The 21519-nt window shown below is 63.2% G+C and carries 23 protein-coding genes; 14 read left to right on the top strand and 9 right to left on the bottom strand.

The genetic code is table 11. From position 1 onward, the window contains the following. Positions 1-49: 49 nt before the first annotated feature. The 3 genes from ACK3R5_RS05160 to ACK3R5_RS05150 all read left to right on the top strand — a co-directional run bounded on the left by ACK3R5_RS05160 (position 50) and on the right by ACK3R5_RS05150 (position 2789). On the top strand, positions 50-1003 hold the full coding sequence (locus ACK3R5_RS05160) for a phosphoadenosine phosphosulfate reductase family protein (RefSeq protein WP_411968275.1): 954 nt from the start codon (positions 50-52) through the stop codon (positions 1001-1003). 75 nt (positions 1004-1078) lie between these two features. Then, positions 1079-1960 carry an FRG domain-containing protein gene (locus ACK3R5_RS05155; RefSeq protein WP_411968274.1) on the top strand — a complete coding sequence of 294 codons (882 nt, stop codon included), beginning with the start codon at positions 1079-1081 and terminating at the stop codon, positions 1958-1960. Positions 1961-2078: 118 nt separating this feature from the next. Further along, positions 2079-2789: a diphthine--ammonia ligase gene (locus ACK3R5_RS05150; RefSeq protein ID WP_411962991.1), complete on the top strand. Its 711-nt coding sequence runs from the start codon at positions 2079-2081 to the stop codon at positions 2787-2789. Between the two features lie 50 nt (positions 2790-2839). On the opposite strand, the gene ACK3R5_RS05145 is transcribed toward ACK3R5_RS05150, so the two are convergent. Beyond that, entirely contained in the window at positions 2840-3805 is a 966-nt protein-coding gene (locus ACK3R5_RS05145; protein ID WP_411962990.1) for a sugar phosphate nucleotidyltransferase, read from the bottom strand. 114 nt (positions 3806-3919) lie between these two features. On the opposite strand from ACK3R5_RS05145, the gene ACK3R5_RS05140 reads away from it, so the two are divergent. Beyond that, positions 3920-4219: a transcriptional regulator gene (locus tag ACK3R5_RS05140; protein WP_411968273.1), complete on the top strand. Its 300-nt coding sequence runs from the start codon at positions 3920-3922 to the stop codon at positions 4217-4219. A 23-nt stretch (positions 4220-4242) separates the two neighbouring features. Here ACK3R5_RS05140 and ACK3R5_RS05135 read toward each other — a convergent pair whose 3' ends face one another. The 5 genes from ACK3R5_RS05135 to ACK3R5_RS05115 form a co-directional block, all read right to left on the bottom strand. After that, entirely contained in the window at positions 4243-5088 is an 846-nt protein-coding gene (locus ACK3R5_RS05135; RefSeq protein ID WP_411962988.1) for an HNH endonuclease, read from the bottom strand. A 68-nt stretch (positions 5089-5156) separates the two neighbouring features. Continuing rightward, complete coding sequence (locus tag ACK3R5_RS05130) at positions 5157-5840, bottom strand: type 1 glutamine amidotransferase domain-containing protein (RefSeq protein ID WP_411968272.1); 684 nt, start codon at positions 5838-5840, stop codon at positions 5157-5159. 205 nt (positions 5841-6045) lie between these two features. Further along, positions 6046-6612, bottom strand: a complete 567-nt coding sequence (gene hpt / locus ACK3R5_RS05125) for a hypoxanthine/guanine phosphoribosyltransferase (protein WP_411962985.1) — start codon at positions 6610-6612, stop codon at positions 6046-6048. Between the two features lie 191 nt (positions 6613-6803). After that, positions 6804-7205: a hypothetical protein gene (locus tag ACK3R5_RS05120; RefSeq protein WP_411965786.1), complete on the bottom strand. Its 402-nt coding sequence runs from the start codon at positions 7203-7205 to the stop codon at positions 6804-6806. Positions 7206-7505: 300 nt separating this feature from the next. After that, positions 7506-7847 carry a winged helix-turn-helix domain-containing protein gene (locus ACK3R5_RS05115; RefSeq protein ID WP_411962984.1) on the bottom strand — a complete coding sequence of 114 codons (342 nt, stop codon included), beginning with the start codon at positions 7845-7847 and terminating at the stop codon, positions 7506-7508. Between the two features lie 571 nt (positions 7848-8418). Here ACK3R5_RS05115 and mbhE point away from each other — a divergent pair. The 7 genes from mbhE to mnhG are packed head-to-tail and all read left to right on the top strand — an operon-like array spanning position 8419 to position 14603. Beyond that, positions 8419-10824, top strand: coding sequence for a hydrogen gas-evolving membrane-bound hydrogenase subunit E (gene mbhE, locus ACK3R5_RS05110; protein WP_411968271.1), 2406 nt, complete (start codon positions 8419-8421; stop codon positions 10822-10824). Further along, positions 10821-11294, top strand: a complete 474-nt coding sequence (locus ACK3R5_RS05105; RefSeq protein WP_411968269.1) for an MnhB domain-containing protein — start codon at positions 10821-10823, stop codon at positions 11292-11294. The genes mbhE and ACK3R5_RS05105 overlap by 4 nt, the downstream gene beginning before the upstream one ends. Next, positions 11291-11632 (top strand): sodium:proton antiporter, encoded by a 342-nt coding sequence (locus tag ACK3R5_RS05100; protein WP_411962981.1) that lies wholly within the window; start codon positions 11291-11293, stop codon positions 11630-11632. The genes ACK3R5_RS05105 and ACK3R5_RS05100 overlap by 4 nt, the downstream gene beginning before the upstream one ends. Further along, entirely contained in the window at positions 11629-13332 is a 1704-nt protein-coding gene (locus ACK3R5_RS05095) for a complex I subunit 5 family protein (protein ID WP_411968268.1), read from the top strand. The genes ACK3R5_RS05100 and ACK3R5_RS05095 overlap by 4 nt, the downstream gene beginning before the upstream one ends. Then, complete coding sequence (locus ACK3R5_RS05090; RefSeq protein ID WP_411968267.1) at positions 13332-13928, top strand: Na+/H+ antiporter subunit E; 597 nt, start codon at positions 13332-13334, stop codon at positions 13926-13928. The genes ACK3R5_RS05095 and ACK3R5_RS05090 overlap by 1 nt, the downstream gene beginning before the upstream one ends. Further along, complete coding sequence (locus tag ACK3R5_RS05085) at positions 13921-14214, top strand: monovalent cation/H+ antiporter complex subunit F (protein WP_411962978.1); 294 nt, start codon at positions 13921-13923, stop codon at positions 14212-14214. The genes ACK3R5_RS05090 and ACK3R5_RS05085 overlap by 8 nt, the downstream gene beginning before the upstream one ends. Beyond that, entirely contained in the window at positions 14211-14603 is a 393-nt protein-coding gene (gene mnhG, locus ACK3R5_RS05080; RefSeq protein WP_411968266.1) for a monovalent cation/H(+) antiporter subunit G, read from the top strand. Before ACK3R5_RS05085 ends, mnhG begins: the two co-directional genes overlap by 4 nt. A gap of 12 nt (positions 14604-14615) precedes the next feature. Here the strand turns inward: mnhG and coaBC are convergent, their stop codons facing one another. From coaBC to ACK3R5_RS05065, 3 genes are all read right to left on the bottom strand, one after another. Beyond that, on the bottom strand, positions 14616-15767 hold the full coding sequence (gene coaBC, locus ACK3R5_RS05075; protein WP_411968265.1) for a bifunctional phosphopantothenoylcysteine decarboxylase/phosphopantothenate--cysteine ligase CoaBC: 1152 nt from the start codon (positions 15765-15767) through the stop codon (positions 14616-14618). A gap of 60 nt (positions 15768-15827) precedes the next feature. Beyond that, a complete protein-coding gene (locus ACK3R5_RS05070; RefSeq protein WP_411968264.1) occupies positions 15828-16607 on the bottom strand; it encodes an FAD-binding protein in 780 nt (259 codons plus the stop codon). A 129-nt stretch (positions 16608-16736) separates the two neighbouring features. Beyond that, entirely contained in the window at positions 16737-17687 is a 951-nt protein-coding gene (locus ACK3R5_RS05065; protein ID WP_411968263.1) for a hypothetical protein, read from the bottom strand. Positions 17688-17804: 117 nt separating this feature from the next. On the opposite strand from ACK3R5_RS05065, the gene ACK3R5_RS05060 reads away from it, so the two are divergent. From ACK3R5_RS05060 to ACK3R5_RS05050, 3 genes are all read left to right on the top strand, one after another. After that, complete coding sequence (locus ACK3R5_RS05060; protein WP_411968262.1) at positions 17805-18341, top strand: type II toxin-antitoxin system RatA family toxin; 537 nt, start codon at positions 17805-17807, stop codon at positions 18339-18341. Between the two features lie 87 nt (positions 18342-18428). Next, positions 18429-19766, top strand: coding sequence for a Trk system potassium transporter TrkA (trkA, locus tag ACK3R5_RS05055; protein WP_411962972.1), 1338 nt, complete (start codon positions 18429-18431; stop codon positions 19764-19766). A gap of 93 nt (positions 19767-19859) precedes the next feature. Further along, positions 19860-21464: a TrkH family potassium uptake protein gene (locus ACK3R5_RS05050; RefSeq protein WP_411962971.1), complete on the top strand. Its 1605-nt coding sequence runs from the start codon at positions 19860-19862 to the stop codon at positions 21462-21464. The last annotated feature ends 55 nt before the right edge of the window (positions 21465-21519 follow it).

Here is a 21519-nt window from a genome sequence, read left to right as displayed (position 1 = left end):
TTCTGTTAGCCCGAAAACATAGATAACGTCTCCCGCCGATGCTTGCACCATGGCCCTTTCGTTCCCAGACTATCTCGACTTGGATTACACGGCAGGACGCGACGAGACTGCCGACGCCTACCCCACACTCGAAGATAAACTCGAGAAAGCCGCGTCAGTCACGCGAACCGCCCTCGAACAGTACGAACGACCCGCAATCATGTGGACCGGTGGGAAGGACTCGACGGTCGTTCTCTACGTCGTCCGCGAAGTCGCCGCTGACCTCGGCGTGCCCGTCCCACCGGTCGTCTTCATCGACCACTTCGAGCACTTCGACGAGACGGAGGCGTTCGTCCACGAGTGGACCGACCGCTGGAATCTCGACCTTATCGTCGCGCGCAACGAAGACTTCGCCCGCATCGGTGCCGAACCGGGCGACGAAATCCCCCTCAGCGACCTGAGCGAATCCACCCGGCGCGAACTCGCCCGCCTCGGCTACGAGGGCGACACCATCGTCCTCGACGCCGACACCTTCGAAGGCAACCACCTGCTGAAGACCGTCGCCCTCAACGACGTCATCACCGAACACGGGTTCGACGGCATCTTCTCGGGCGTTCGCTGGGACGAACAGGACGCCCGCGCCGACGAGACGTTCTTCAGTCCGCGTCACGACTCCGAGAAGTACCCCCCACACGACCGTGTGCACTCCATCCTCCAGTTCACCGAGGCGGACATCTGGGGTGCCTTCTGGAACTACATCGTCCCCGACGCCGTCGACGGCTATCCGGTGGGTCACGTCCCACAGACGACGAACGACCTCCCGGAGGGAACCCACCCAACCGACCTCCCCGTCTCACCCAAGTACTTCGAGGGGTTCCGCTCGCTCGGCACCGAATCCGGGTCGTCGAAGTCTGACGACCGACCCGCGTGGGTCCAGGACCTCGCCGCGAGCAAGGAACGCGCGGGTCGCGCACAGGACAAAGAGAACCTGATGGAGCGTCTCCGCGACCTGGGCTACATGTAGCCGACACGTTCCGACGCCAGGCCTCACTGCGGGGCCAGCAGACCTGCTTATCGTCCTCGACCGACATGTAGTAGTATGGGTGGGGGGACGACGAACGACATCGTCGCGACGGACTGGTTGACGCTACAGGAGGTACTCGGCGAGCACGCATGGAACGAGCGTATCGGGCGGTATCGGTCGCCGTACGTCTTCCGTGGACTCTCCAACGTCGACTACTCGCTCGAAGCCTCGATTACCCGGTTCGTCGGCGACACGGGGCAGTGGGAACTCGAAGGACACCTCCTTCGCAACTTCCTGAAGTACGCACGACAGGAAATAGACATCCCGGATTCGCCGTACTACCGACTGGCTATCGCCCAACACCACGGGTTGCCGACGAGGTTGCTCGATTGGACCTACTCGCCCGCCATCGCCACGTTCTTCGCCACGGGTGGCCGGGCAGACACCGATGGCGTCATCTGGGCCGTCGACTACGTTCGCGCCCACGAGCAACTTCCGGCATTCCTGCGGGAGTCTCTCGAGCGCCTCGACACCGACATGTTCGACGCTGACCTGCTCGACGACGTCACACGCCAGTTACTGGACCAGTACACCGACGAGATGGGTCGGTCACCGACCGCTGGCGTCTTGGAGATGTTCGATATGCGGGACGCAATCGCGGCGTTCGCCGCGGAGCAACCCGACGACTACGTCGTCTTCTTCGAACCACCGGCCATCGACCAGCGAATCGTCAACCAGGCGGCACTGTTTTCGAGTCAGTCGAACCCGACAGTCGCCATGGACACGTGGCTCGAAGGCCACCCCGAGTTGTATCGCCGTATCGTCGTCCCGGCCGAGCGAAAAGCGGAGTTCCGAGACCGGTTGGACCAGTTGAACTTCAACCGCCGGACGCTGTTCCCCGGCCTCGATGGCATCGCCGACTGGCTAACTGCGTACTACACACCCAACTCGAAATGACGGCGTTCGACCCCATCGGCCGTCCACCGACCACTGCAGTTCGGTCGACTGCCATCGCTGTGTGAGTCCCCGGCAACGACACCGTAGCGCCTATCTCCCTCAACCCGTTATCGCCCCCATGGCATCCGAGTGGGTCAGTCTCTTCTCCGGCGGCAAGGACTCCTCGTGGGCGCTCTACCGCGCGCTCGAAGAGGGGTTGAACGTCACCCGCCTGCTGACCGTCCACCCAAGCGACGACTCGTATATGTACCACGTTCCGGCGACGGACCTCACTGCGCTGGCGGCCGAGAGCATCGGCATCGAACTCGTGGACGTCTACCCCGGTGACCTCGAAGCGACCGACGCGACGGACTCCGGCGCACAGGGCGACGCAGAACTCGAACCTCTCGAAGCGGCGCTCTCCGACCTGCAATCCGAACTCGACATCGCGGGCGTCACCGCCGGCGCTATCGAAAGCGAGTTCCAGACGAACCGTATTCAGGGCATGTGCGACCGTCTCGAAATCGACCTCTTCGCCCCGCTCTGGCAAGAGGACCCCCGGGAACTCGGCGAGGCGATGATAGACGCCGGGTTCGAAATCACGATACTCCAAGTCGCCGCACACGGCCTCGACGAATCGTGGCTCGGCCGGACACTCGACTACGACGCACTCGACGAACTGGCGGAACTCAACGAGAAGTACGGCGTCCACGTCCTCGGCGAGGGCGGCGAGTTCGAGACGTTCGTCACCGACGGCCCTCACATGGACCGTCCGATAGAACTCGAATACGAGACGGAGTGGGACGGGACGCGGGGCAAACTTCGCATCACGGACGCCTCTCTCGGGTGAGTTTGAAGCGACCCGAAGAGAAACCGAACTGAACGGTTCGCGTCCGTCGGCTACTCTTTCGTCAACCGCGAGTGTGCACCGATGAGCGCGTTCGACAGGTCGAGGTTTTCGATGTGGGTCTCTTCGTCCACGATGGAGTTCTTCAGGCTGGCGTTCTTGATAGACGCCTTCGGGAAGACTACCGACCCGTCGAGCGTGGAGTCTTCGACGACCGCGTCGGCCATGACGTGGACGTTGTCACCGAGTTCGGTGTTGGTCACCGTCGCCGATTCGTGGACGACGTTCTCGCCACCGAGGAACCACGAGACGGCGTCGAGATAACTCTGGGCCGTGCCGATGTCGAACCACGCGCCGTCGAAGGAGTAGGCGAAGACGTCACCGTTCTCCTGTAGCCACTGCATGAACCATCCCGGTTCGTCGGGGTTGTTGTCGCCGGCGAGGTAGTCGTCGAACTTCGGCAGGTCGCTGGCGGGGAACGCATAACACGCGATAGAGACGAGCGTACTCTTCGGGTTGTCGGGTTTCTCCTGGAAGTTGACGACCCGGTCACCGTCGAGTTCGACCAGTCCGTAGGATTTCGCTTTCTCGATGTCTTTGACGTCGTAGGCGGCCAGACACGGCGACTCCTTTTCGTAGAAGAAGTCGACGAAGTCGGCCACGTCGAAACTGATGAGGTTGTCGCCGGCGATGACGACCAGGTCCTCGTCCACCCCTTCGCGCTCGATGAGTTCCGCGAGCGCACCGACGACGCCGAACTTCTCGTCTTCTGCGCGCGTCTCTTCGACGGAGAGCGTGGGCTTGGAGTACGGAGAGTCGGCGATGTACTCTTCGAACGTCTCTGCGAATCGTTCGTTCGTGCTCACGAACACCTCGGAGATTCGGTCGTCCGCTTCCAAGTCTTCGAAGATGGTGTCGATTACCGTCTGGTCACCGACCGGTAAGAACATCTTCGGGCGGTGTTTGGTGATGGGCCACAGACGCGTCGCATATCCACCGGCAAGGACGACTGCCTTCATACCCCTCAAGAACCGCCACTCAGTGAAGGACTTTTTGCATCCTCCCTATTTTGCTGACACTTCGAGGGTCGAAACGTCGGAACAAATTTTCCCCCCGACACCGAAGCGAGTTCCATGTCAGACCGGGAGTCCACCGCGACGACTCGCCAGCGTATCGCCGACGCCCTCCGTGACGAACCGGCAACCGCGTCAGAGCTCTCGACGAACCTGGGCGTGCCGGCGTCGTCCGTCTACGGCCACCTCCAACACGTCGCTCGCTCGATAGACAGCGACGGCGACGAACAGTTCCTCGTCGCTCCACCGGAGTGTCTGAACTGCGGGTTCAACGCCTTCGACGACCCGGTGAACTACCCGTCGCGGTGTCCCGAGTGTCGGAGCGAAGGTATCGAAGAAGCGGTGTTCAAAATCGAGTAGCGGTCCGAGTATCGAATCCCAGTTCAGAACTGCGCAATCTCTCTGTTGTGGTATTCGAGATACTGGTCATCGACGTCGTGGTCATCTCGAACGTGCAGTGTCGTCCCGTCGATGTCTCTATCGTAACCGTGTGCAATGCGATGTGAATCAGGGTCGACAGCGACCATCCCGTAATCGAAATCAGCGTGGTGGTCGGGACAGAGGACGAGAACGTTTGCTTCGACGTCGGGACCATCGTGTGGTCTCCCGAGCGGTTTGAGGTGGTGCGCTTCCGCGTAGCCTTCGTCTACACGTCGCCGTCGTCGCGCACCGCACACCTGACACGTGTGTGAATACCGCTCTTTGAGTGCCACCGAGAGCGTCGTGTTTCTGATGATGCGACTTCGAGTGGTCTCCGCTCTGTCTGCCGGTGAGAGGTCGGGGACGACTTCTTCGGCGTCTACTCGCTCTTCCTGTTCGTGACGTCGCTGGAGGACGAATCGGAAGACGTCTCTGTCAGACGTATCGAACGGCCCGTGTTCGTAGTCGACGACTTTGACCTGTCCTTGATATTCCCATTCGGAATCGTTGTCCGACCTGTGGAAGAAAAAGATGGGAAGCGGGTTGTGTTTTGCCTGCGCGAGAAACTTGTTCCCGCCAGTAAGCGATTGGTCACCAGACTGCCCTTCGCCAATGTAGGTGAACTGACCGCCGGTGACGTCGTCAGCGTACGGTCCAGTGTCGCTCGAAAAGAGTCGAAGGTACCGCTGGTCGTCTTCGTCGTAACAGATTTCGATGCCGCGACCGGTCATTCCCCGTTCGAATCGGTCCGCTAAGTCCGAACCACTGAGTCGTTCTCCGGGGGTGAACGAGAGGTCCGCTAATTTCACGACACCACCGAAGAATGGCCAACGAAAAAGTGTTCCTTTAGCTTACTGTCTGCATCTCTCGTGTCCGATTACGCCACGCCCAGTTCGTCCAACAGCGTCCGCGCCGCGTCGGCGGACGAACCCGGTCCACGTCCCGTGATAAGGTCACCGTCGACGGTGACGCTCGTGTCGGCGTCGAGTTCGGCGTCCCAGTTGGCCCCTGCGGCCACGACTTCGTCTTCGACCCAGTAGGGGAGTTTCCGTCCGTCGGGCATCAGGTCGTCGTCGTCGACGATACCCTCTTCCCACTCGTTGGGGAATCCGGTGACGTCTCGTCCCTCGACGAGGTGCGACCCGTCCGCCTCGCGGGTGAACGCGAGGATGCCGACGGCGTGACAGACGACGAGTGCTTTGCCCTCGTCGCCGGCGACGGCCTGCAGGAGGGCTTGCCGGGCGTGTCGGTCCTGATTGATGTCCCACTCGGTGCCGTGCCCGCCGGGGAAGACGACGGCGTCGTAGTCGCGGGCGTCGACGCGTGCGAGTTTCTCCGGATTGTTGAGTCGTTCGTCCGTCTCGTGGACTTCGCGCACGTGTTCTGCGAGTTCTTCACCGACGTTCTCGGGGTCGATAGACCGTTCGTCGATGACGGGTGCGCCACCCGTCGGCGTGGCGACGGTGACGTCGACACCGGCGTCGGTGAGTGTGGTGAGCGGCTCGATACACTCCTCGCCCCAGTAGCCTTCTTCACTGACGATGAAAAGTGCAGATGTCATCGCCTTATACTGTGCACTGGCGATACAAAGGGTCCCCGAAGGCGGAAATTCCGCGTGGGTTCTCTGCGAGCGGAGCGTAGCGCTCCCGTCTCGGCGTGGGTCGGCGTGACCGGCACAGAACACGAGTTTTCGCTCGAACGCATCGCTCGCGGCAACGTACTCGGAGCGTGCCGAGGGGGTCGTTCGGCACCCTCGTGAGAACTGTTCAGTCGTCGCCGTGTTCGTCGACGATGACGACTTCGCCGTCTTCGACGGTCACGTTGATGAGCGTCTTGACGTGGTGTCCCGAGTCGTCGAGTTCGTTCGGGCCGGCTTTCTTGATGATAGCGACGGTGTCGACGACGTCCGCACCGATGTGGTCGAGCGCGTCGAGGACGGCTTTCATCGTCCCGCCTGTCGAGAGCACGTCGTCGAGGACGAGCACGCGGTCACCCTCGTTCACGTCGTTGATGAACATGTCGCCTTCGGAGTAACCGGTCTGCTGGTGGAGCGACACCTCACCGTCGAGGCCGTACTCTCGCTTTCGGATGACGACGAGTGGGATGTCGGTCATGAGCGAGACGGCAGTCGAGATGTGGATGCCCATGGCGGCCGGGGTGACGATTTTGTCGACGTCTTCGAGGTCGGCCTTACGGATGATTTTGATGACGATTTCGCGGAGGAGTCCCGGCTTGAGCATCGGGACACCGTCGCTAATCGGGTGGACGAAGTACTGGTAATCGCCTTTTTCGATGATTGGGGCGTCGAGAAGGGACTGACGCAACTGGTCCATGTCGCCCGTTCCCGGGGTTAGGCATAAAATGTGGCGGTTCGCGAGCCGTCGGGTACGGAAACACACGATGCGTGGTATCGGCCCACAGTCGGGTTGCCGAGGCGAGGTGGCCGCTCGACGGGCGGCGTGACCGACCCACCGTCTCGCCAGTCAGCAGTCGAATACTCCTCGGGGTGCGCCCCCGAGTTGTGTTACATTCCGCTGAGAAGCTTCGAAGCCGTCCGAACGAGTGGTTCGACCGGTTCGTCGGTTCCGACGAACAGGAGCATCCCACGCCCGCCGCAGTACACCTGCAGCACGCCGTGGTCCGCTTGCTCTTCGAACCGATACTCGACACTGTTTTGGACCGGGCTCAGCCCGGAGAACAACCCACGTTCCATGAACTCCCTTCGTGTCTCTTCGGCGAGGTCGCCCAGATGTGCCACGAGTTCGTCGCGACTCCCGAACGACTTCCGGACGGTCTCTCCCACGTGGAAGAGGTCGAACGCCGTCGCGCCGTAGACGGCGACCAGTGAGACGGCCCCCTCAGCCGTCTCACGAATCGCGTCCATCGCGACGTCGCTATTCGGACCGGGTCCGTTGACGGACCTCATCCGTGCTGGGTCAATTATCATACGTCCCCCCTCTGCCCTGACGCTGCGCGTCTCCCTGCCCGGAGCGCGCGTCTGGAACAGTCATGAAATCCAGATTGTCAGATGTTGTTATAAATGTGGAGGCGCAGTTTCTGTGTCTGAAAATTCACTCGGATAAATCTGTTGGCCGATTAAAAAGAAAGCACGCTGACGTCTCTCTGTGTCTGCGACGACTCGCGACCGAGAAAATTTTCCGACGGAGAACGGCCAGCAGAAGTCGATGTCACGTCGTCGGTATCGTGCCACGCGGCCCCGTCGCTCTCAATCGTCGGTGGGGTGTGTGCGTCCCGGCAGGACCGTTCGTTCGTCTAACGTGAGTTTCACCTGAAAACCGTCGGGAGACAACGTGACGACAGTCTCGTCGAACGCGCATTCGTACTGCCGGTAATGCGTCCCGTCTGCGCGGACCTCTGTCGTGGACGTGACGAGGTCGTACTCTCCCAATCTGTCGAGTCGTCGATAGACGGTTGGAAGCGACAAATCGACCGTTTCACCCAGTTCCTTGGCGGACTGCGACTCCCGCCGTAAGGCCACGAGCAGCGCTCTCGATTCGGTATCACCCAGAATATCGAGTAGTTCGTCGCTCGATACGCTCCCTTCCATCACTGATGAACCAGTCCGAATGTGTGTATAAATTAGTTGCGCCCCTCTGGAAACCCCGCAAATATAGAGGGTGTTACGAAATTATTGAGGGCCGAAGAGGGAGACGTCGGTGACTGCAACCACCGAAGAGATACAATGACACGTTTCGAGAGAACCCGCATTCACGAGGACAGTGTCCTTCCGCGGGTTCGGGGGCGAGTGTCGTCAGAGTAGACCATCCGAGAGTGTCGTGAGAAGCACTCACCGACCATTACCCCGGTGATGCATCCAGAACGCGTTCGATACCACCACGAATCGAGCGTCGTTCGCCCACGAGAGACGAAACTCGTCAACTACAGAACACGGAAACGCAGTCGAATACCGACGCGGCACACCGTTTGTCCGACGATATCCGAGGCGCGAGTCGCGCTCTAATACGTACTATCGTCGTCCGAGGATATAAATTTCACCTCTAGCGTACAATCTTGAATTCAGTACGGTCCTCGAATAATCCGATGGGCGTCAGTCTCCCGGTGTTCGTAAGCCATCGGGTTTGACAACACCTAAGTCCGCGCTATTCACAATTTCCGACGTGCAACCCACACCGGAAGTCGTCCTCGCAATCGTCTTCCTGCCGTTTCTCGCCGCGGCGTTCACCCCGGCCGTCTATCGGCTCCTCGGTGAACGCACGGCGTACTTCGCGGCCGCCGTCGCGCTGGTCACACTCGGCCTCGTGACGGACCAGTTCCTCGCGGGGGCGCATGGAACCGTCTCGTTCGACTGGATTCCCTCGCTCGGCATCTCGCTGGCGTTCTACGTCGATGGGTTGGCGTTACTCATCGCCTTTCTCGCCAGCGGCGTCGGCGTGCTCATCCTCACGTACTCTGGGGGCTACATGCACGGCGAGCCGGGTCAGGCGAAATACTACGCGACGCTGCTGGCGTTCATGGGTTCGATGCTCGGCGTGGCGCTCGCGGGTGACCTCGTCGCCCTGTTCGTCTTCTGGGAACTGACGAGTCTCTCGTCGTTCATCCTCATCGGTCACTACACCGACGAGGAGGCGTCCCAGTACGCCGCCCGGAAGTCGATGCTCATCACCGTCTCCGGTGGCCTGTTCATGCTGGTCGGATTCATCCTCCTCGTGTGGGCGTCCGGCCAGACGATGGCCATCGAGGGCACGACGTACAGCATTCCGGTCCTCATCGAACACGCGGACGCCATCCGTGAGGTGCTGATGGCATCTGCACTGTTCGTGCCCGTCCTCCTCCTCGTCGGACTCGGGGCGGCGACGAAATCCGCACAGGTTCCGTTCCACGTGTGGCTTCCGAACGCGATGGAGGCACCGACGCCCGTCTCGGCGTTCCTCCACTCCGCGACGATGGTGAAAGCCGGCGTCTACCTCGTCGGTCGCTTCCGACCGCTGTTCCTCCCTGAGGAAGCGGCGGTCCTCGGCGACTGGACGCTCGTCTTCGCCGTCCTCGGCCTTCTGACGATGACCGTCGCGGCCATCCTCGCAGTGAGCGCGACGGACATCAAGGAACTGCTCGCGTACTCGACTGCCTCGCACCTCGGACTCATCATCGGCGCGTTCGGCTTCGCCAACAGTTACGGTGCCGAAGCAGGCGCGTTCCACATCCTGAACCACGCGAGCTTCAAGGCGGCACTGTTCCTCGTCGCCGGTATCATCGCCCACGAGGCGGGGACTCGGCAAATCGAGAAACTCGGCGGCCTCCGCAAACACCTGCCAATCACCGCAATCATCGCCGTCGTCGCGTCGGTGTCGATGGCCGGCCTCCCGCCGTTCAACGGCTTCTACTCGAAGGAGTTGCTCTTCGAAGCGACGTACTACGCCGCCGCAGAGATGGGCGGTATCGCGTGGGTCTTCCCCGTCGTCGCGGTGTTCGGGAGCGTCTTCACGTTCCTCTACTCCATCAAGTTCGCCTCGCTGTTCTTCGGCGACGAACCCGACGAACTGGGACACGTCCACCGGCCACCGCTCGCGATGCTCGTCCCGCCGGCAATCCTCGGCGTCCTCGTGTTGGCAATCTCTGCCCAACCGAACCTCTTCATCGAGGCACTCATCGGGGACGTCTACGGGAGCGTCGTCCCCGGCGAAGCGCACTCCTTCTCGGTGCACTTCCCGACGGAACTGACGCCCTACGTGCTGATGAGTATCGTCACCATCGTCGTCGGTGCCATCTCGTTCCCGTTCTACGACCGCATCCACGACGCTATCAACGCCATCCTTCGCGGCCCGGTTCGCGCGAACTGGTGGTACGACAACTTCGTCGAAGGCCTGACGGAGACCAGTGTCTCGGTCACGCCCAAGATTCAGACCGGACTTCTCCGAACCTACGCGACGTGGGGGCTGTTCGGCTTCGTCGCCCTCGCACTCGGTGGCTACGCCGCCGCGGGCGTGTCGATGCCGGCTATCAGCGGCCTCAGTGTTTCGCTGCCTATCGTTCTCGTCCTGCTGGTCGCACTCGTCGCCGCGTTCGCCGTCGATATCGCGCCGTCGCACGTCGCCGGCGTGTTGACGCTCTCTATCGTCGGGTTCATGGTCGCAATCTTCTACATCGCCGCGGACGCGCCTGACCTCGCGTTGACGCAACTCACCGTCGAGACGCTCGTGTTGGTCATCTTCCTGCTCGTCTTGGACCGCCTCCCGGCGTTCTACGGCGACGCTCCCGACCGGTTCGTCTCACTCCGTGACGGCGTCCTGTCCGTGGCCGTCGGTGCGACGGTGTTCGTCACCGTCCTCCTCTCGACGGACGCCTCGCCCGACCCGCGCCTGAAAGAGTTCTTCATCGCCCGTGCGGGCGTCCCTGCCGAACACGGACCCATCTTCACCGACTACGGCGGTGGGTCGAACATCGTCAACGTCATCCTCGTCGACTTCCGGGGATTCGATACGATGGGTGAGATTTCGGTCGTCGTGATGGCGTCGCTCGCCATTCTGACGCTGATTCGGATGCGTGGCCGGGGTGAGACCCAATGAGTGGTTCCTCGGGCCGAACGACGGTTATCTCGATGACCGTCGCTCGCATTGTCGTCCCCATCATCCTGGTGACGGCAATCGCACTGCTCCTCCGCGGGCACAACCTGCCCGGCGGCGGATTCATCGGGGCCGTCCTCGCGGCGGCGGCGTTCGCGCTGGTGTACGTCATCTTCGGCCTCGACTACCTCCAGCGAGAGATTCTCGGCATCAGTCCCGACGGGTCGGAACGTCACCGCCTCGTCGACAGTTACCGATGGATGGCGTCGCTCGGCCTCGCTCTCGCCGTCGGGTCGAGTCTCGCACCCCTCGCGTTCGACTTCCCGTTCCTGACGCAGGGCGTGCTCTTCCTCGAACATCTCCCGCTGTACGGCGAACTCGAAGTCGCCAGCGCCTTCGCCTTCGACCTGGGCGTCTTCTTCGCCGTCGTCGGGGGACTCCTGACTATCGTCGCGGAGGTTGGTAACGAATGACACAAGTATTCCTCGCGGGCGTCCTGGGCGTCCTCTTCAGCATCGGGACGTATCTCGTCCTCCGACGCGACGTCGTTCGCGTCGTCTGGGGCATCAGTATCATCAGTCAGTCAGCGAACGTCTACCTCGTCACTATGGGTGGGTTCGACGGACTCGCACCCATCCTCTCGGGACACGGTGGCGGTGGTCCCGCACCGACCGACCCACTCGTGCAGGCGCTGGTGCTCACCGCCATCGTCATCGGGTTCGGGACGACGGCACTCGCCCTCGTCTTGACCTACCGGGTGTACGAGGAACACGGAACTATCGACATGTACGAACTCGGAGGTAGCAGATGAGCACGCTCGTCATCGCACCGGTCCTCGTGGCACTCGTGACAGCGATTCTAACGCTGCTCGTGCGCCCGAGCGACATACTCCGGCGGACCGTCAGTCTCCTCGGCGGCGTCGCCTACCTCGGCGCAGTCGCCGCGTTGTTCGACGCCGTCGTGCTCCCACTCGGCAGCGAGCCGAACGTGCTCGTCTATCAGGTGTCCGACTGGGCCGCCCCGTTCGGCATCACGCTCGTCGCCGACGGCCTGTCGGTGTTCATGCTGGTACTCGCGGGTATGGTGTCGCTCGTCGCGCTCGTCTTCTCGATTGCGTCTATCAGCGCCTTCGGCCAGCGACTCAGTTACCACCCGCTGTACCACTTCATGATGGTCGGCGTGACGGGGTCGTTCCTCACCGGCGACATCTTCAACCTCTTCGTCTGGTTCGAAGTGATGCTCATGTCGAGCTACATTCTCGTGCTGTTCTACTCCGGGCGCGAGCACACTCGCGCGGCGCTCAACTACGTCGTGCTCAACCTCATCGGGAGCGCGGTGATGCTCGTCGCAATCGGCGGCCTCTACAGTACGACGGGGACGCTCAACATGGCAGACATGGCGCGACGTCTCGCCGACCCGGTGGCATACGACATCGCGCTCTTGCCGGTGCTCGGCCTCTCGGCCGTGTTGTTCTCGGTGTTCGCGCTGAAGGCTGGTCTCGCACCCTTCCACTTCTGGGTGCCGGCGGCCTACCGCGCCGCACCGGCCCCGGTGACGGCGATGCTCGCTGGCGTCGTGAAGAAAGTCGGCGTCTACGCCATCGTCCGTCTCTACTTCACCATCTTCGCCGCCGCGACGTTCGACCTCTCGTTCCTCGGCATCACCGGTGACTCCGCCCTCGGCTTCTTCGGCCCGGTCATGTTCCTCATGGCCGCGGTCAGCATCGTCTTCGGCGGTATCGGTGCCGTCGGACGCGACGACGTAGACGGCATCCTCGCGTACTCGTCTATCAGTCAGGTCGGGTTCATCGTCCTGCCGCTGGCAGTGGCCGCGACGGCCCCCTCCGAGGCAGTCGCCGTCCTCGGTGTGACCGCCGCACTCGTCTACGCCTTCAACCACGGACTCGCGAAGAGTCTGCTCTTCCTCGTGAGCGGGACGATTCAGGACGTGGTCGGCAGTGACCGTCTGTCTGAACTCGGCGGACTCGCCAACCGCGCGCCCGTCCTCGCCGCCGCGTTCTTCCTCGGCGCGCTGACGCTCATCGGCGTCCCGCCGATTTCGGGCTTCTTCGGCAAGTTCCTGGTCTTCCAGGCGGCCGGTGAGGCACTCGCCGCTGGCGCGACTGGGTCGGCCCTCGCCCTCGCAGTCGCCCTCGGTGGCGCGATTCTCACTATCGCGTACTACACGCGGGCGTGGAATCAGGTGTTCTGGGGGCGGACGACCGAGATGGTCGACGCGACGCTCCCCGCGCGCTGGACGCTCGGCCCCGCCGGAGCGGTGACCGACGGTGGCGACGGCGGACTCGAAAGACTCGAACTCACGACGCAAGTGACTGCCGCCGTCGTGTTGGCACTCGCGGCAGTCGGGTTCGGTATCGGCTTCGAAGCAGTCTTCGCCGCGGCGGACGCGGCGGCCCACGCCGCACTCGACACCAACGCCTACGTCGACGCCGTGTTACACGGCCCAGGCGTCGGCATGGACGCGGGCGCGGGCACGGGAGGTGGTCACTGATGAGTCGGCGCTGGCCGCTCACCGGCCTCGTTCTGGCCGTCCTGTGGCTGTTCGTCCGCGGTGTCGAACTGACACCGATTCGAATCCTCGAAGAGTTCGTCATCGGACTCGGCGTCGGGATGGGAATCGCGTTCTTCTTCCGACGCTTCTACAGCGACGACGCCTCCATCGCCCGGAGCGCTCGCGTCGCGCCGTTCGTACTGCTCTACCTCCTGACGTTCCTGTGGGAACTCCTCACGGCCAACGTCGACGTGGCGCGACGGACGCTTTCGCCGTCGATGCCAATCGACCCGGCCGTCGTGGAAGTCCCACTCCGCGTGCGAACCCCGATGGCCATCACGACTATCGCGAACAGTATCACCCTCACTCCGGGGACGTTGACCATGGATTACGACGACGAAACCAACACGCTGTACGTCCACAGCATCGACGGGAGCGACCCGGCGGCCACCCTCGAACCCATCCGCCGCTGGGAAGATTACGCACTCGTCATCTTCGACGAAGAACTGAAACCCGGCGACCCGGCACCGCAGGCACGGGTCTCCGCCGAGAACGACCCCGCCGCCGCGACGACAGGGGGTGAACAGCATGGCTGAGCCAGCCTATCTCGGCGTGATGGAGGCTGTTCTCTACGGTGGCCTCATCCTCGCCGCGGCCATGACACTCCTCGTGAGTTACCGGGTCATCCGCGGGCCGACAGTGCCTGACCGCGTCGTCGCACTCGACACCATCGGGACGAACGTCGTCGCCATCGCCGCGCTGTACGCCATCTGGACGCAGCAGGGCTACTTCATCGGCGTCAGTCTCGTCCTCGCCATCATCGGCTTCATCAGCACGATTACCGTGGCGCGGTACGTCACGGAGGGGGACATCGTCGAATGACCGCAGAGAGCGCGGCCGCCGTGACGGTCGGTCCCGTCCGTGCGGCCCTCGTCATCCTGTTGACCCTCCTCGGGAGTTTCTTCCTCATCGTCGGGACGATTGGGCTGCTCCGGTTCCCCAACGTCTACAACCGGATGCACGCCACGTCGAAGGCGACCACCCTCGGGGCGGCGTCTATCGCCCTCGCGGGGACGGTGTACTTCCTGCCCAACGGCGACGGACTGATGTCGCTGGTGACTGTGGTGTTCCTGTTCCTCACCGCACCGACCGGCGCGCACATGATTTCGCAGGCGGCCCAGCGGATGGGCGTGCCCTTCCTCGACGGCGTCCAGTGGCCGGGGAAGAACCCCGACGTCGTGCCCGACAGCGACGCCGAGTCCGACGACTGACCGTCGCGCGCGTTACAGTTCTTTTTTGAGTTCGTCTGCGACCCGAGCACCGAGTCCGGCTTTCGACCCGACGTACTCGCTCGTCTCGCCGTCGCGGACGACGAGTGCGCGCGTCTCGTCGTCACCCATCACGGACGCGTCGTTGGCGACGACGAACGCCAGTCCGACGCGGTCCATGATTCTGCGTGCTTCTGTGACCATCGCGTCGTCGTCACCGCTGGTCTCGGCTTTGAACCCGACGATAGTGAGGTCTGGATGCGCCTCTCGGACGGTGTCGATGAGTTTCGGCGCGGGTTGCAGGTCGAGGGTGAGCGCCTCGCCGGAGCGAATCTTCTGGTCTGCCGCTTCGACGGTGAAGTCGGAGATTGCCGCCGCGGAGACGAGTGCGTCGGCGTCTTCGACGGCGTCTTCGACGGCGGCGAGCATCTCGGCCGCAGACTCGACCTGTCGAACGTCGGCGTAGTGGACGTCCGGGCCGTCGTGGACGAGCGTCACGTCGGCACCGCGAATCGCGAGTGCGCGGGCGACGGCGCGACCCGTCCGCCCCGACGCGCGGTTCGAGAGCGTCCGAATCGGGTCGATTGATTCGGTGGTCGCTCCCGAGGTGACGACGACAGAGTCCCCCGCGAGCGTCTGCTCCGTGACGGCCTTCGTGACGCCGGTGACGATGGCATCTTCGGTGGCAATCTTGGCCTTCCCCTCTTCGATTCGTGGGTCCACGAACTCGACGCCCCACGACTCGACGCGCTCGATTGCGTCCAGCACACCGGGATGGTCGTACATCGGTTCGTGCATGGCGGGAGCGACGACGACGGGGACGCCCGCACCGAGTGCAGTCGTCGCACACGTCGTGACGGGAGAGTCGTCGATGGCGGCAGCCATCTTCCCGACGGTGTTCGCCGTCGCCGGCGCGACGAGGAACACGTCTGCCCACCCCTCGCGGCCACAGAGTTCGACGTGTTCGACGCGGCCGGTTATCTCGGTGACCACGTCGTTCTCGGTGGCGAATTCGACCGCCCACGGGTGGATGATACCCGTCGCTGCACCGGTCATCACCGCTCGCACGGACGCCCCCTGTCGGCGGAGTTCGTGCGCCAACTCGACGACTTTGACGGCCGCGATACTCCCTGTCACCCCGAGTGCGACGTTGACACCTTCCAGCATTCACTCGTGTCTGCGCCCGCTATCGGTTAAAAGGATTCGCGTCTGAGAGCGTGAGTTCGGCTACTCGTCGACTCTGCCGAGTTCGTCGTCGACGAGACTCGGGTGCGTTCGCTGTGGCTCTGGATGTCGCTCGCTGAAGAACTCGCGCATGACCTCGCGTGACTCGGTTTCTCGCCGCTCGCGCTCTGCCGCGTCTATCTCTTCGCAGGCCGGCGGTACTTCCCGCCCGCGCTCGGTGAAGTAGCCCTCGGGAGCGACCCAGTCGTTGTAGAACGGCGTCTCGGAGTCGTGAATCAACGTAATCGCCGTCTCGGCGGCGTCACCCGCGGCGACGACTGTCTGGTGGTAGATTTCGGTGAGTCGGCCGGCGGCGTACAGACCGGGGACGCTCGTCCTGCCGAGTTCGTCGACGTCGACGTACGTCTTCGACCCGGCCTGTCGGAGTTCTGCGCCGGTGGCTTCGAGATACGAGGCGTCGGCCCACGAGGCGGCGACGACGCGCGTGGCCGTGAGTTCGACCGTCTCGTCGTCGGTTTCGACAGTCGCACAAAACAGCGGGTCGTCGTCGGTTCCGAGCACGTCGAGGCCGACGACGCGGCCAGTGAACGTCTCTGCGCCTGCTCGGGACGCCTGCTCGTCGAGCAGGTCGGTGAAGAGTCTGCTGTTGACGCCCGCCGGAAACCCGGGGACGTTCTCCAGATGTGCGTTCCGCCGAACGATAGATTCGCCTGCGTTCACCACGAGGGTGTCGAGGCCGGCGCGGGAGAGAAACGTCGCCGCGGTGAGGCCTGCGACGCCACCGCCGACGACGAGTGCGTCTCGTCGAGTCGTCGCGTTCATACCGTCGCCTCGGGGTGAGGCGAATAAAGCCACTCGATTGTCGTCGCCGACGCGGTCACGTCTCGATAGTCGCCGGACCAGCGCTGTCTCGTCCGTCGCTCGGTGTGGTCTCCACACTGAGGCGGGGCGTCACTCCTGATGCGGGTAGAGGCCGGTGTCGTTGAGCCACCGGTTCTCCGCGACGTCGACGCTGACGAGTCCGTCGGATGGCCCCGTCTCGCAAAACTGGACGCGGAGTCGCCACCGGTTCTCTGCGAGCGCCTCGCCGTCGACGAACTGAACCGACCGGGCGGGCGTGCGGCGCAACAGGTCGACGGCAATCGGCAGCGTCGGAATCCGCCCGGTCCGCTCTGCGAGTGCGTACCCGCCGAAGGTGAACTCCCAGTACGGGTGGCCACTGTTCGCCTCGGTGGCGTCGGTGTCCTCGATAGTGCGAGCGTCGTCGCCGCGGTTTCGCCCCTCGTCCGACAGCGCGCGGGCCGAGTAACTGTCGATGAAATCGACCGATTCGAGGTATCGGAGCGTCGCGTCCACCGGGTTGGGCGTCTCTATCGGTGCGAACATCTCTGCGGCCCGTTCGACGACGGCCGTCTGTTCGGCCGGCGGTAGTCGAACGTCCATCTCGCTCATCAGACTCCACACCATCGTGAGACAGTAGTCGGACTCGTCGCCGACGACTTCCGCCAGCGTGAGGTACGTCTCCATGGCGGCGGATTCGACGTCCCGGTGGCCGAGCGCCGACAGCGACTCGAACACCGCTCCGGAGACGTCGTGACAAAACAGGGAAAACCGAGTCTGGGGGTTGTCGGGGGGCATCGCCAGCGGCGGAATCGTCGTCGGTGACACCTCGTGGACCAGTGGGTCGTCGAACGGAATCGAGGGGTCGTACCGTCGGAGCGCGTCGTGATACGTACACGCGAGTTCGGCGGCGTCACCGGCGGTGGTCCGGTCGGGGAACGTCAGTCCAGCGACCACAGACGGCGCGATGCCGCTTCGGCCACACACGACTTCGTAATTACCGTCGGGGCACGAGAGAGACCGAATCTCTGCTCGAATATCCCGCAGCGTCCCCCCCACCATTTCGTTTGTACGTGCTTACACGGGAGGATTATAGGTTGCGATGCCGTCCTGTCGGGGTGCACGCGAGGCGTGTGACTGGCCCACAAAGCTTAGTTTTCCCCGAACACATGGACGTTCGTGGACGAGATAGCCGTCAGTACCGTCGTCTACCTGCCGCCCGAAGAGATATACGACTTCCTCGTCGACTTCCCGAGATACGCGGATTACTCCAAGCATCTCCGAGAGGTCAGACGGCGAGGTGACGGGACGCCAGGGACCCGATACAGACTCCACTTCTCGTGGTGGAGACTGAACTACACCGCCGAGTCACAGGTGACGGACGTGACGCCGCCGAACCGCATCGACTGGAACATCACCAAAGACATCCACGCGGTGGGTCGGTGGCGCGTCGAAGAACTCGATGACCTGCCGGCCGACGCGCCCGCCGACGCCGAGACGGCCTGTCGCGTCTTCTTCGAAGTCGAATACGACCCGAGTACCGTCTCGGCCGGAGATATCGACCTGCCCCGATTCGTCTCGCTCGGATGGGTAATCGACCGACTGAAACCGGTCTTGCAGACGGAAGCAGAGCGAATCGTCGAGCGAATCGTCGCCGACATCGAGGGAAACCCTCGGCAGGTCGAAATCACGATTCACACGCAGACCGGGAGATGAGGTACCGACACCCGTGCCGACAGGCGAAGGGAAATGCACATACGCGCCCGCTGTCCAACGGAGAGGTATGACAGGGGCTGGTCCAACGTGCGCGTGATTATCGTCGGTGCCGGACAGGTCGGGTCGTCGATAGCCGCAGACTTGGACACCACTCACGAAGTCGTCATCGTCGATTGCGACGCCGAACGGGTCGACGAGCTCAACTACTCGCTCGACGTGCTGGCGATTCACGGGGACGGGACCTCCGTCGACACGCTCCAGGAAGCGGGCATCGAACGGGCCGACATGGTCATCGCCTCCACCGACGACGACGAGACGAACATCGTCGTCTGTGCGACGGCCAAGGCCGTCTCGTCGGCGTTCACCATCGCCCGCGTCAAGAACACCGAGTACCTCCGGACGTGGCAACACTCCGAGAAGGCCTTCGGCGTCGACTTCATGGTCTGTACGAACCTGCTGGCCGCGGAGTCTATCGTCCGCGTCGTCGGCCTCCCCGCGGCACGTGACGTCGACCCGTTCGCCGGCGGCAAGGTGCAGATGGCCGAGTTCGAAGTCGACGCCAACAGCCCCGTCGCGGACCAGACCGTCAGTCAGGCCGACCGGTTCGACTCGCTGACGTTCGCGGCCATCCTCAGAGACGGCGCGGTGACCATCCCTCGTGGTGACACGGTCATCCGCCCCGGTGACCGCGTCGTCGTCATCGGAAGTCCACAGAGCGTCCAGAGCTTCGCGACGACTATCGCGCCAGAAGAATCACCGGGGACGGCCGAGGAAGTCGTCATCGTCGGCGGCAGCGAAATCGGCTATCACGTCGCCCGACTCCTCGAAGAGCGCGGGTTCAAACCGCGACTGCTCGAACAGGACTCGGACCGCGCCCGCGAACTCGCCGAAGAACTGCCAAACACCATCGTCATGGAGTCGGACGCCACCGACATCGACTTCCTCGAACGGGAGCACGTCGGTGACGCCGACCTGCTGGTCTCGGCACTCGACTCCGACGAGAAGAACCTGCTCGTCTCGCTGCTCGCGGGTCGCCTCGGTGTCGAGCGCACTGTCGCCGTCATCGACACGACGCCGTACGTCGAACTGTTCGAAGCAGTCGGCGTCGACGTGGGTGTGAGTCCGCGCGAAGTCGTCGCAGAAGAGATAACCCGCTTCACTCGCGAAGGCGGTGCGGAGAACGTCGCGCTCATCGAGTCCGACAAGGCGGAAGTGCTCGAAATCGAAGTCGACGCCAACAGCCTGCTCGCCAACAAGCCGATTCGCGACTCGGTGGCGTCGCTCCCGCAGGGCGTCGTCATCGGGGCGATAACCCGCCAACGCGAGTTCATCACGCCGCGCGGTGACACCGTCATCGAACCCGGCGACCACGTCGTCGTCTTCGTCGATAGCGCCGTCGTCGGCGACGTCGCGCCGAAACTATAGCGACTGGGCGACCGGATACCACGTCACACTGTCGCTCGCGTCGGCGCGAACCCGAACAGGCAAGAACCCTGCGTCCGGAACGTTGGGTCACGGATGAAACTGCGCGTCGATTACAAAGCAAGCCTTCGTCTCGTGGGGACGGTTCTGAAGTATCTCGCTGTCCCCCTCTGTTTTCCACTCGTCGTCGCGCTCTACTACAGCGAATCGGTGATACCGTTCGTCGTCACGATGGGTATCACCGTGCTCGTCGGGATGGGGCTCGAACGTCTCGCCGAAGAACCCGACATCGGCGCTCGCGAGGGGTTCTTGATGGTCGCAACGACGTGGTTCGCAGTGACGCTCGTCGGTGCGATTCCGTTCCTCGTCGAAGCTCACGGCATCCCCTACGTGATGGCGCCGCTCCACCCCGAATCGACCCTCGCCAACCCCGCGAACGCGCTGTTCGAGACGATGAGTGGCTTTACCACCACCGGAGCGACGGTGCTCGGTGACATCTCGTTCGAATCGCACACCCGCAGTATCATGATGTGGCGACAGCTCACCCAGTGGCTCGGTGGGATGGGTATCGTCGTCCTCGCGGTGGCGATTCTGCCCGAACTGTCGGTCGGTGGGGCCCAACTGATGGACGCAGAGGCACCCGGTCCGGGCATCGAGAAACTCACGCCGCGAATCGCCGAGACGGCGCGTGCCCTCTGGGGTGCGTATCTCGGCCTCACCGTCCTCGAAATCGTCCTCCTCTACGGCCTCCACACCACCGGCAACGCGCCGAACATGGACGTCTACAACGCCATCGCCCACGGGTTGACGACGATGCCGACTGGCGGGTTCTCGCCCGAGGCCCGAAGCATCGAAGCGTTCTCTGCGGCCGCCCAGTGGGTCATCGTCCCCTTCATGCTCGCGGCGGGGACGAACTTCGCCCTCTTCTGGCACGTCCTGACGGGCGACCCGAAGCGACTCGTCCGCGACACCGAGTTCAAGTCCTACGTCGGCATCATCGGCGTCATCTCGGCGATTCTCGCCGGCGTGCTCTTCCTCGGAAACGGCCTCGTCACCGTCGCCCCGACGGGTGGGACGTTCGGGCAGGCGTATCTCGACGGCATCCAGACGGCTATCGTCGGCAACGTCGAACCGTCGCTTCGCCAGTCGGTGTTTCAGGTCGTCTCTATCGTGACGACCACCGGGTACGCCAGCATGGACTTCAACGCGTGGAGCGCGACGACCCAGTACGGACTGCTCTTTGCGATGTTCATCGGCGGGTCTGCCGGGTCGACTGGCGGTGCCATCAAAATCGTCCGCTGGTACGTCATCCTGAAATCGCTCCGTCGGGAGTTGTTCACGACTGCGCACCCCGAGGCGATTCGTCCCGTTCGACTCGCCGGGCGTGCCGTCGACGAACGCGCCATCCGCGGCATCTACGCCTTTACGCTCCTCTATCTGGTGATGTTCTTCATCTCGACGGGACTGCTCCATCTGGACGCGTCGCGTATCGGCCTCGAACTGTCCGTCCTGGAGTCGATGAGCGCCGTCGCCGCGACGCTCGGCAACGTCGGGCCGGGATTCGGCATCGTCGGGCCGATGGGGAGCTATCTCGACTTCTCGAACAGTTCGAAACTGTGGATGGTCCTCCTGATGTGGATGGGCCGACTGGAGATTCTGCCCGTCTTCGTCCTCTTTACGCCGGAGTACTGGCGGCGGTAATCGCCACTCCGAGGCACCCATTCGGACGACTCGGTGACTGTCGTCGTGTGGCCGC

It is taken from the genome of Haloferax sp. YSSS75, assembly GCF_046764215.1.
GTDB lineage: Archaea > Halobacteriota > Halobacteria > Halobacteriales > Haloferacaceae > Haloferax.
This window is presented reverse-complemented; position numbering and strand designations above follow the sequence as displayed.

Coding starts and splice junctions, on each gene's coding strand:
- ACK3R5_RS05160 (WP_411968275.1), top strand. CDS start 50: ATGGCCCTTTCGTTCCCAGACTATCTCGACTTGGATTACACGGCAGGA.
- ACK3R5_RS05155 (WP_411968274.1), top strand. CDS start 1,079: ATGGGTGGGGGGACGACGAACGACATCGTCGCGACGGACTGGTTGACG.
- ACK3R5_RS05150 (WP_411962991.1), top strand. CDS start 2,079: ATGGCATCCGAGTGGGTCAGTCTCTTCTCCGGCGGCAAGGACTCCTCG.
- ACK3R5_RS05145 (WP_411962990.1), bottom strand. CDS start 3,805: ATGAAGGCAGTCGTCCTTGCCGGTGGATATGCGACGCGTCTGTGGCCC.
- ACK3R5_RS05140 (WP_411968273.1), top strand. CDS start 3,920: ATGTCAGACCGGGAGTCCACCGCGACGACTCGCCAGCGTATCGCCGAC.
- ACK3R5_RS05130 (WP_411968272.1), bottom strand. CDS start 5,840: ATGACATCTGCACTTTTCATCGTCAGTGAAGAAGGCTACTGGGGCGAG.
- hpt (WP_411962985.1), bottom strand. CDS start 6,612: ATGGACCAGTTGCGTCAGTCCCTTCTCGACGCCCCAATCATCGAAAAA.
- ACK3R5_RS05120 (WP_411965786.1), bottom strand. CDS start 7,205: ATGAGGTCCGTCAACGGACCCGGTCCGAATAGCGACGTCGCGATGGAC.
- ACK3R5_RS05115 (WP_411962984.1), bottom strand. CDS start 7,847: ATGGAAGGGAGCGTATCGAGCGACGAACTACTCGATATTCTGGGTGAT.
- ACK3R5_RS05105 (WP_411968269.1), top strand. CDS start 10,821: ATGAGTGGTTCCTCGGGCCGAACGACGGTTATCTCGATGACCGTCGCT.
- ACK3R5_RS05100 (WP_411962981.1), top strand. CDS start 11,291: ATGACACAAGTATTCCTCGCGGGCGTCCTGGGCGTCCTCTTCAGCATC.
- ACK3R5_RS05095 (WP_411968268.1), top strand. CDS start 11,629: ATGAGCACGCTCGTCATCGCACCGGTCCTCGTGGCACTCGTGACAGCG.
- ACK3R5_RS05090 (WP_411968267.1), top strand. CDS start 13,332: ATGAGTCGGCGCTGGCCGCTCACCGGCCTCGTTCTGGCCGTCCTGTGG.
- ACK3R5_RS05085 (WP_411962978.1), top strand. CDS start 13,921: ATGGCTGAGCCAGCCTATCTCGGCGTGATGGAGGCTGTTCTCTACGGT.
- mnhG (WP_411968266.1), top strand. CDS start 14,211: ATGACCGCAGAGAGCGCGGCCGCCGTGACGGTCGGTCCCGTCCGTGCG.
- coaBC (WP_411968265.1), bottom strand. CDS start 15,767: ATGCTGGAAGGTGTCAACGTCGCACTCGGGGTGACAGGGAGTATCGCG.
- ACK3R5_RS05070 (WP_411968264.1), bottom strand. CDS start 16,607: ATGAACGCGACGACTCGACGAGACGCACTCGTCGTCGGCGGTGGCGTC.
- ACK3R5_RS05065 (WP_411968263.1), bottom strand. CDS start 17,687: ATGGTGGGGGGGACGCTGCGGGATATTCGAGCAGAGATTCGGTCTCTC.
- ACK3R5_RS05050 (WP_411962971.1), top strand. CDS start 19,860: ATGAAACTGCGCGTCGATTACAAAGCAAGCCTTCGTCTCGTGGGGACG.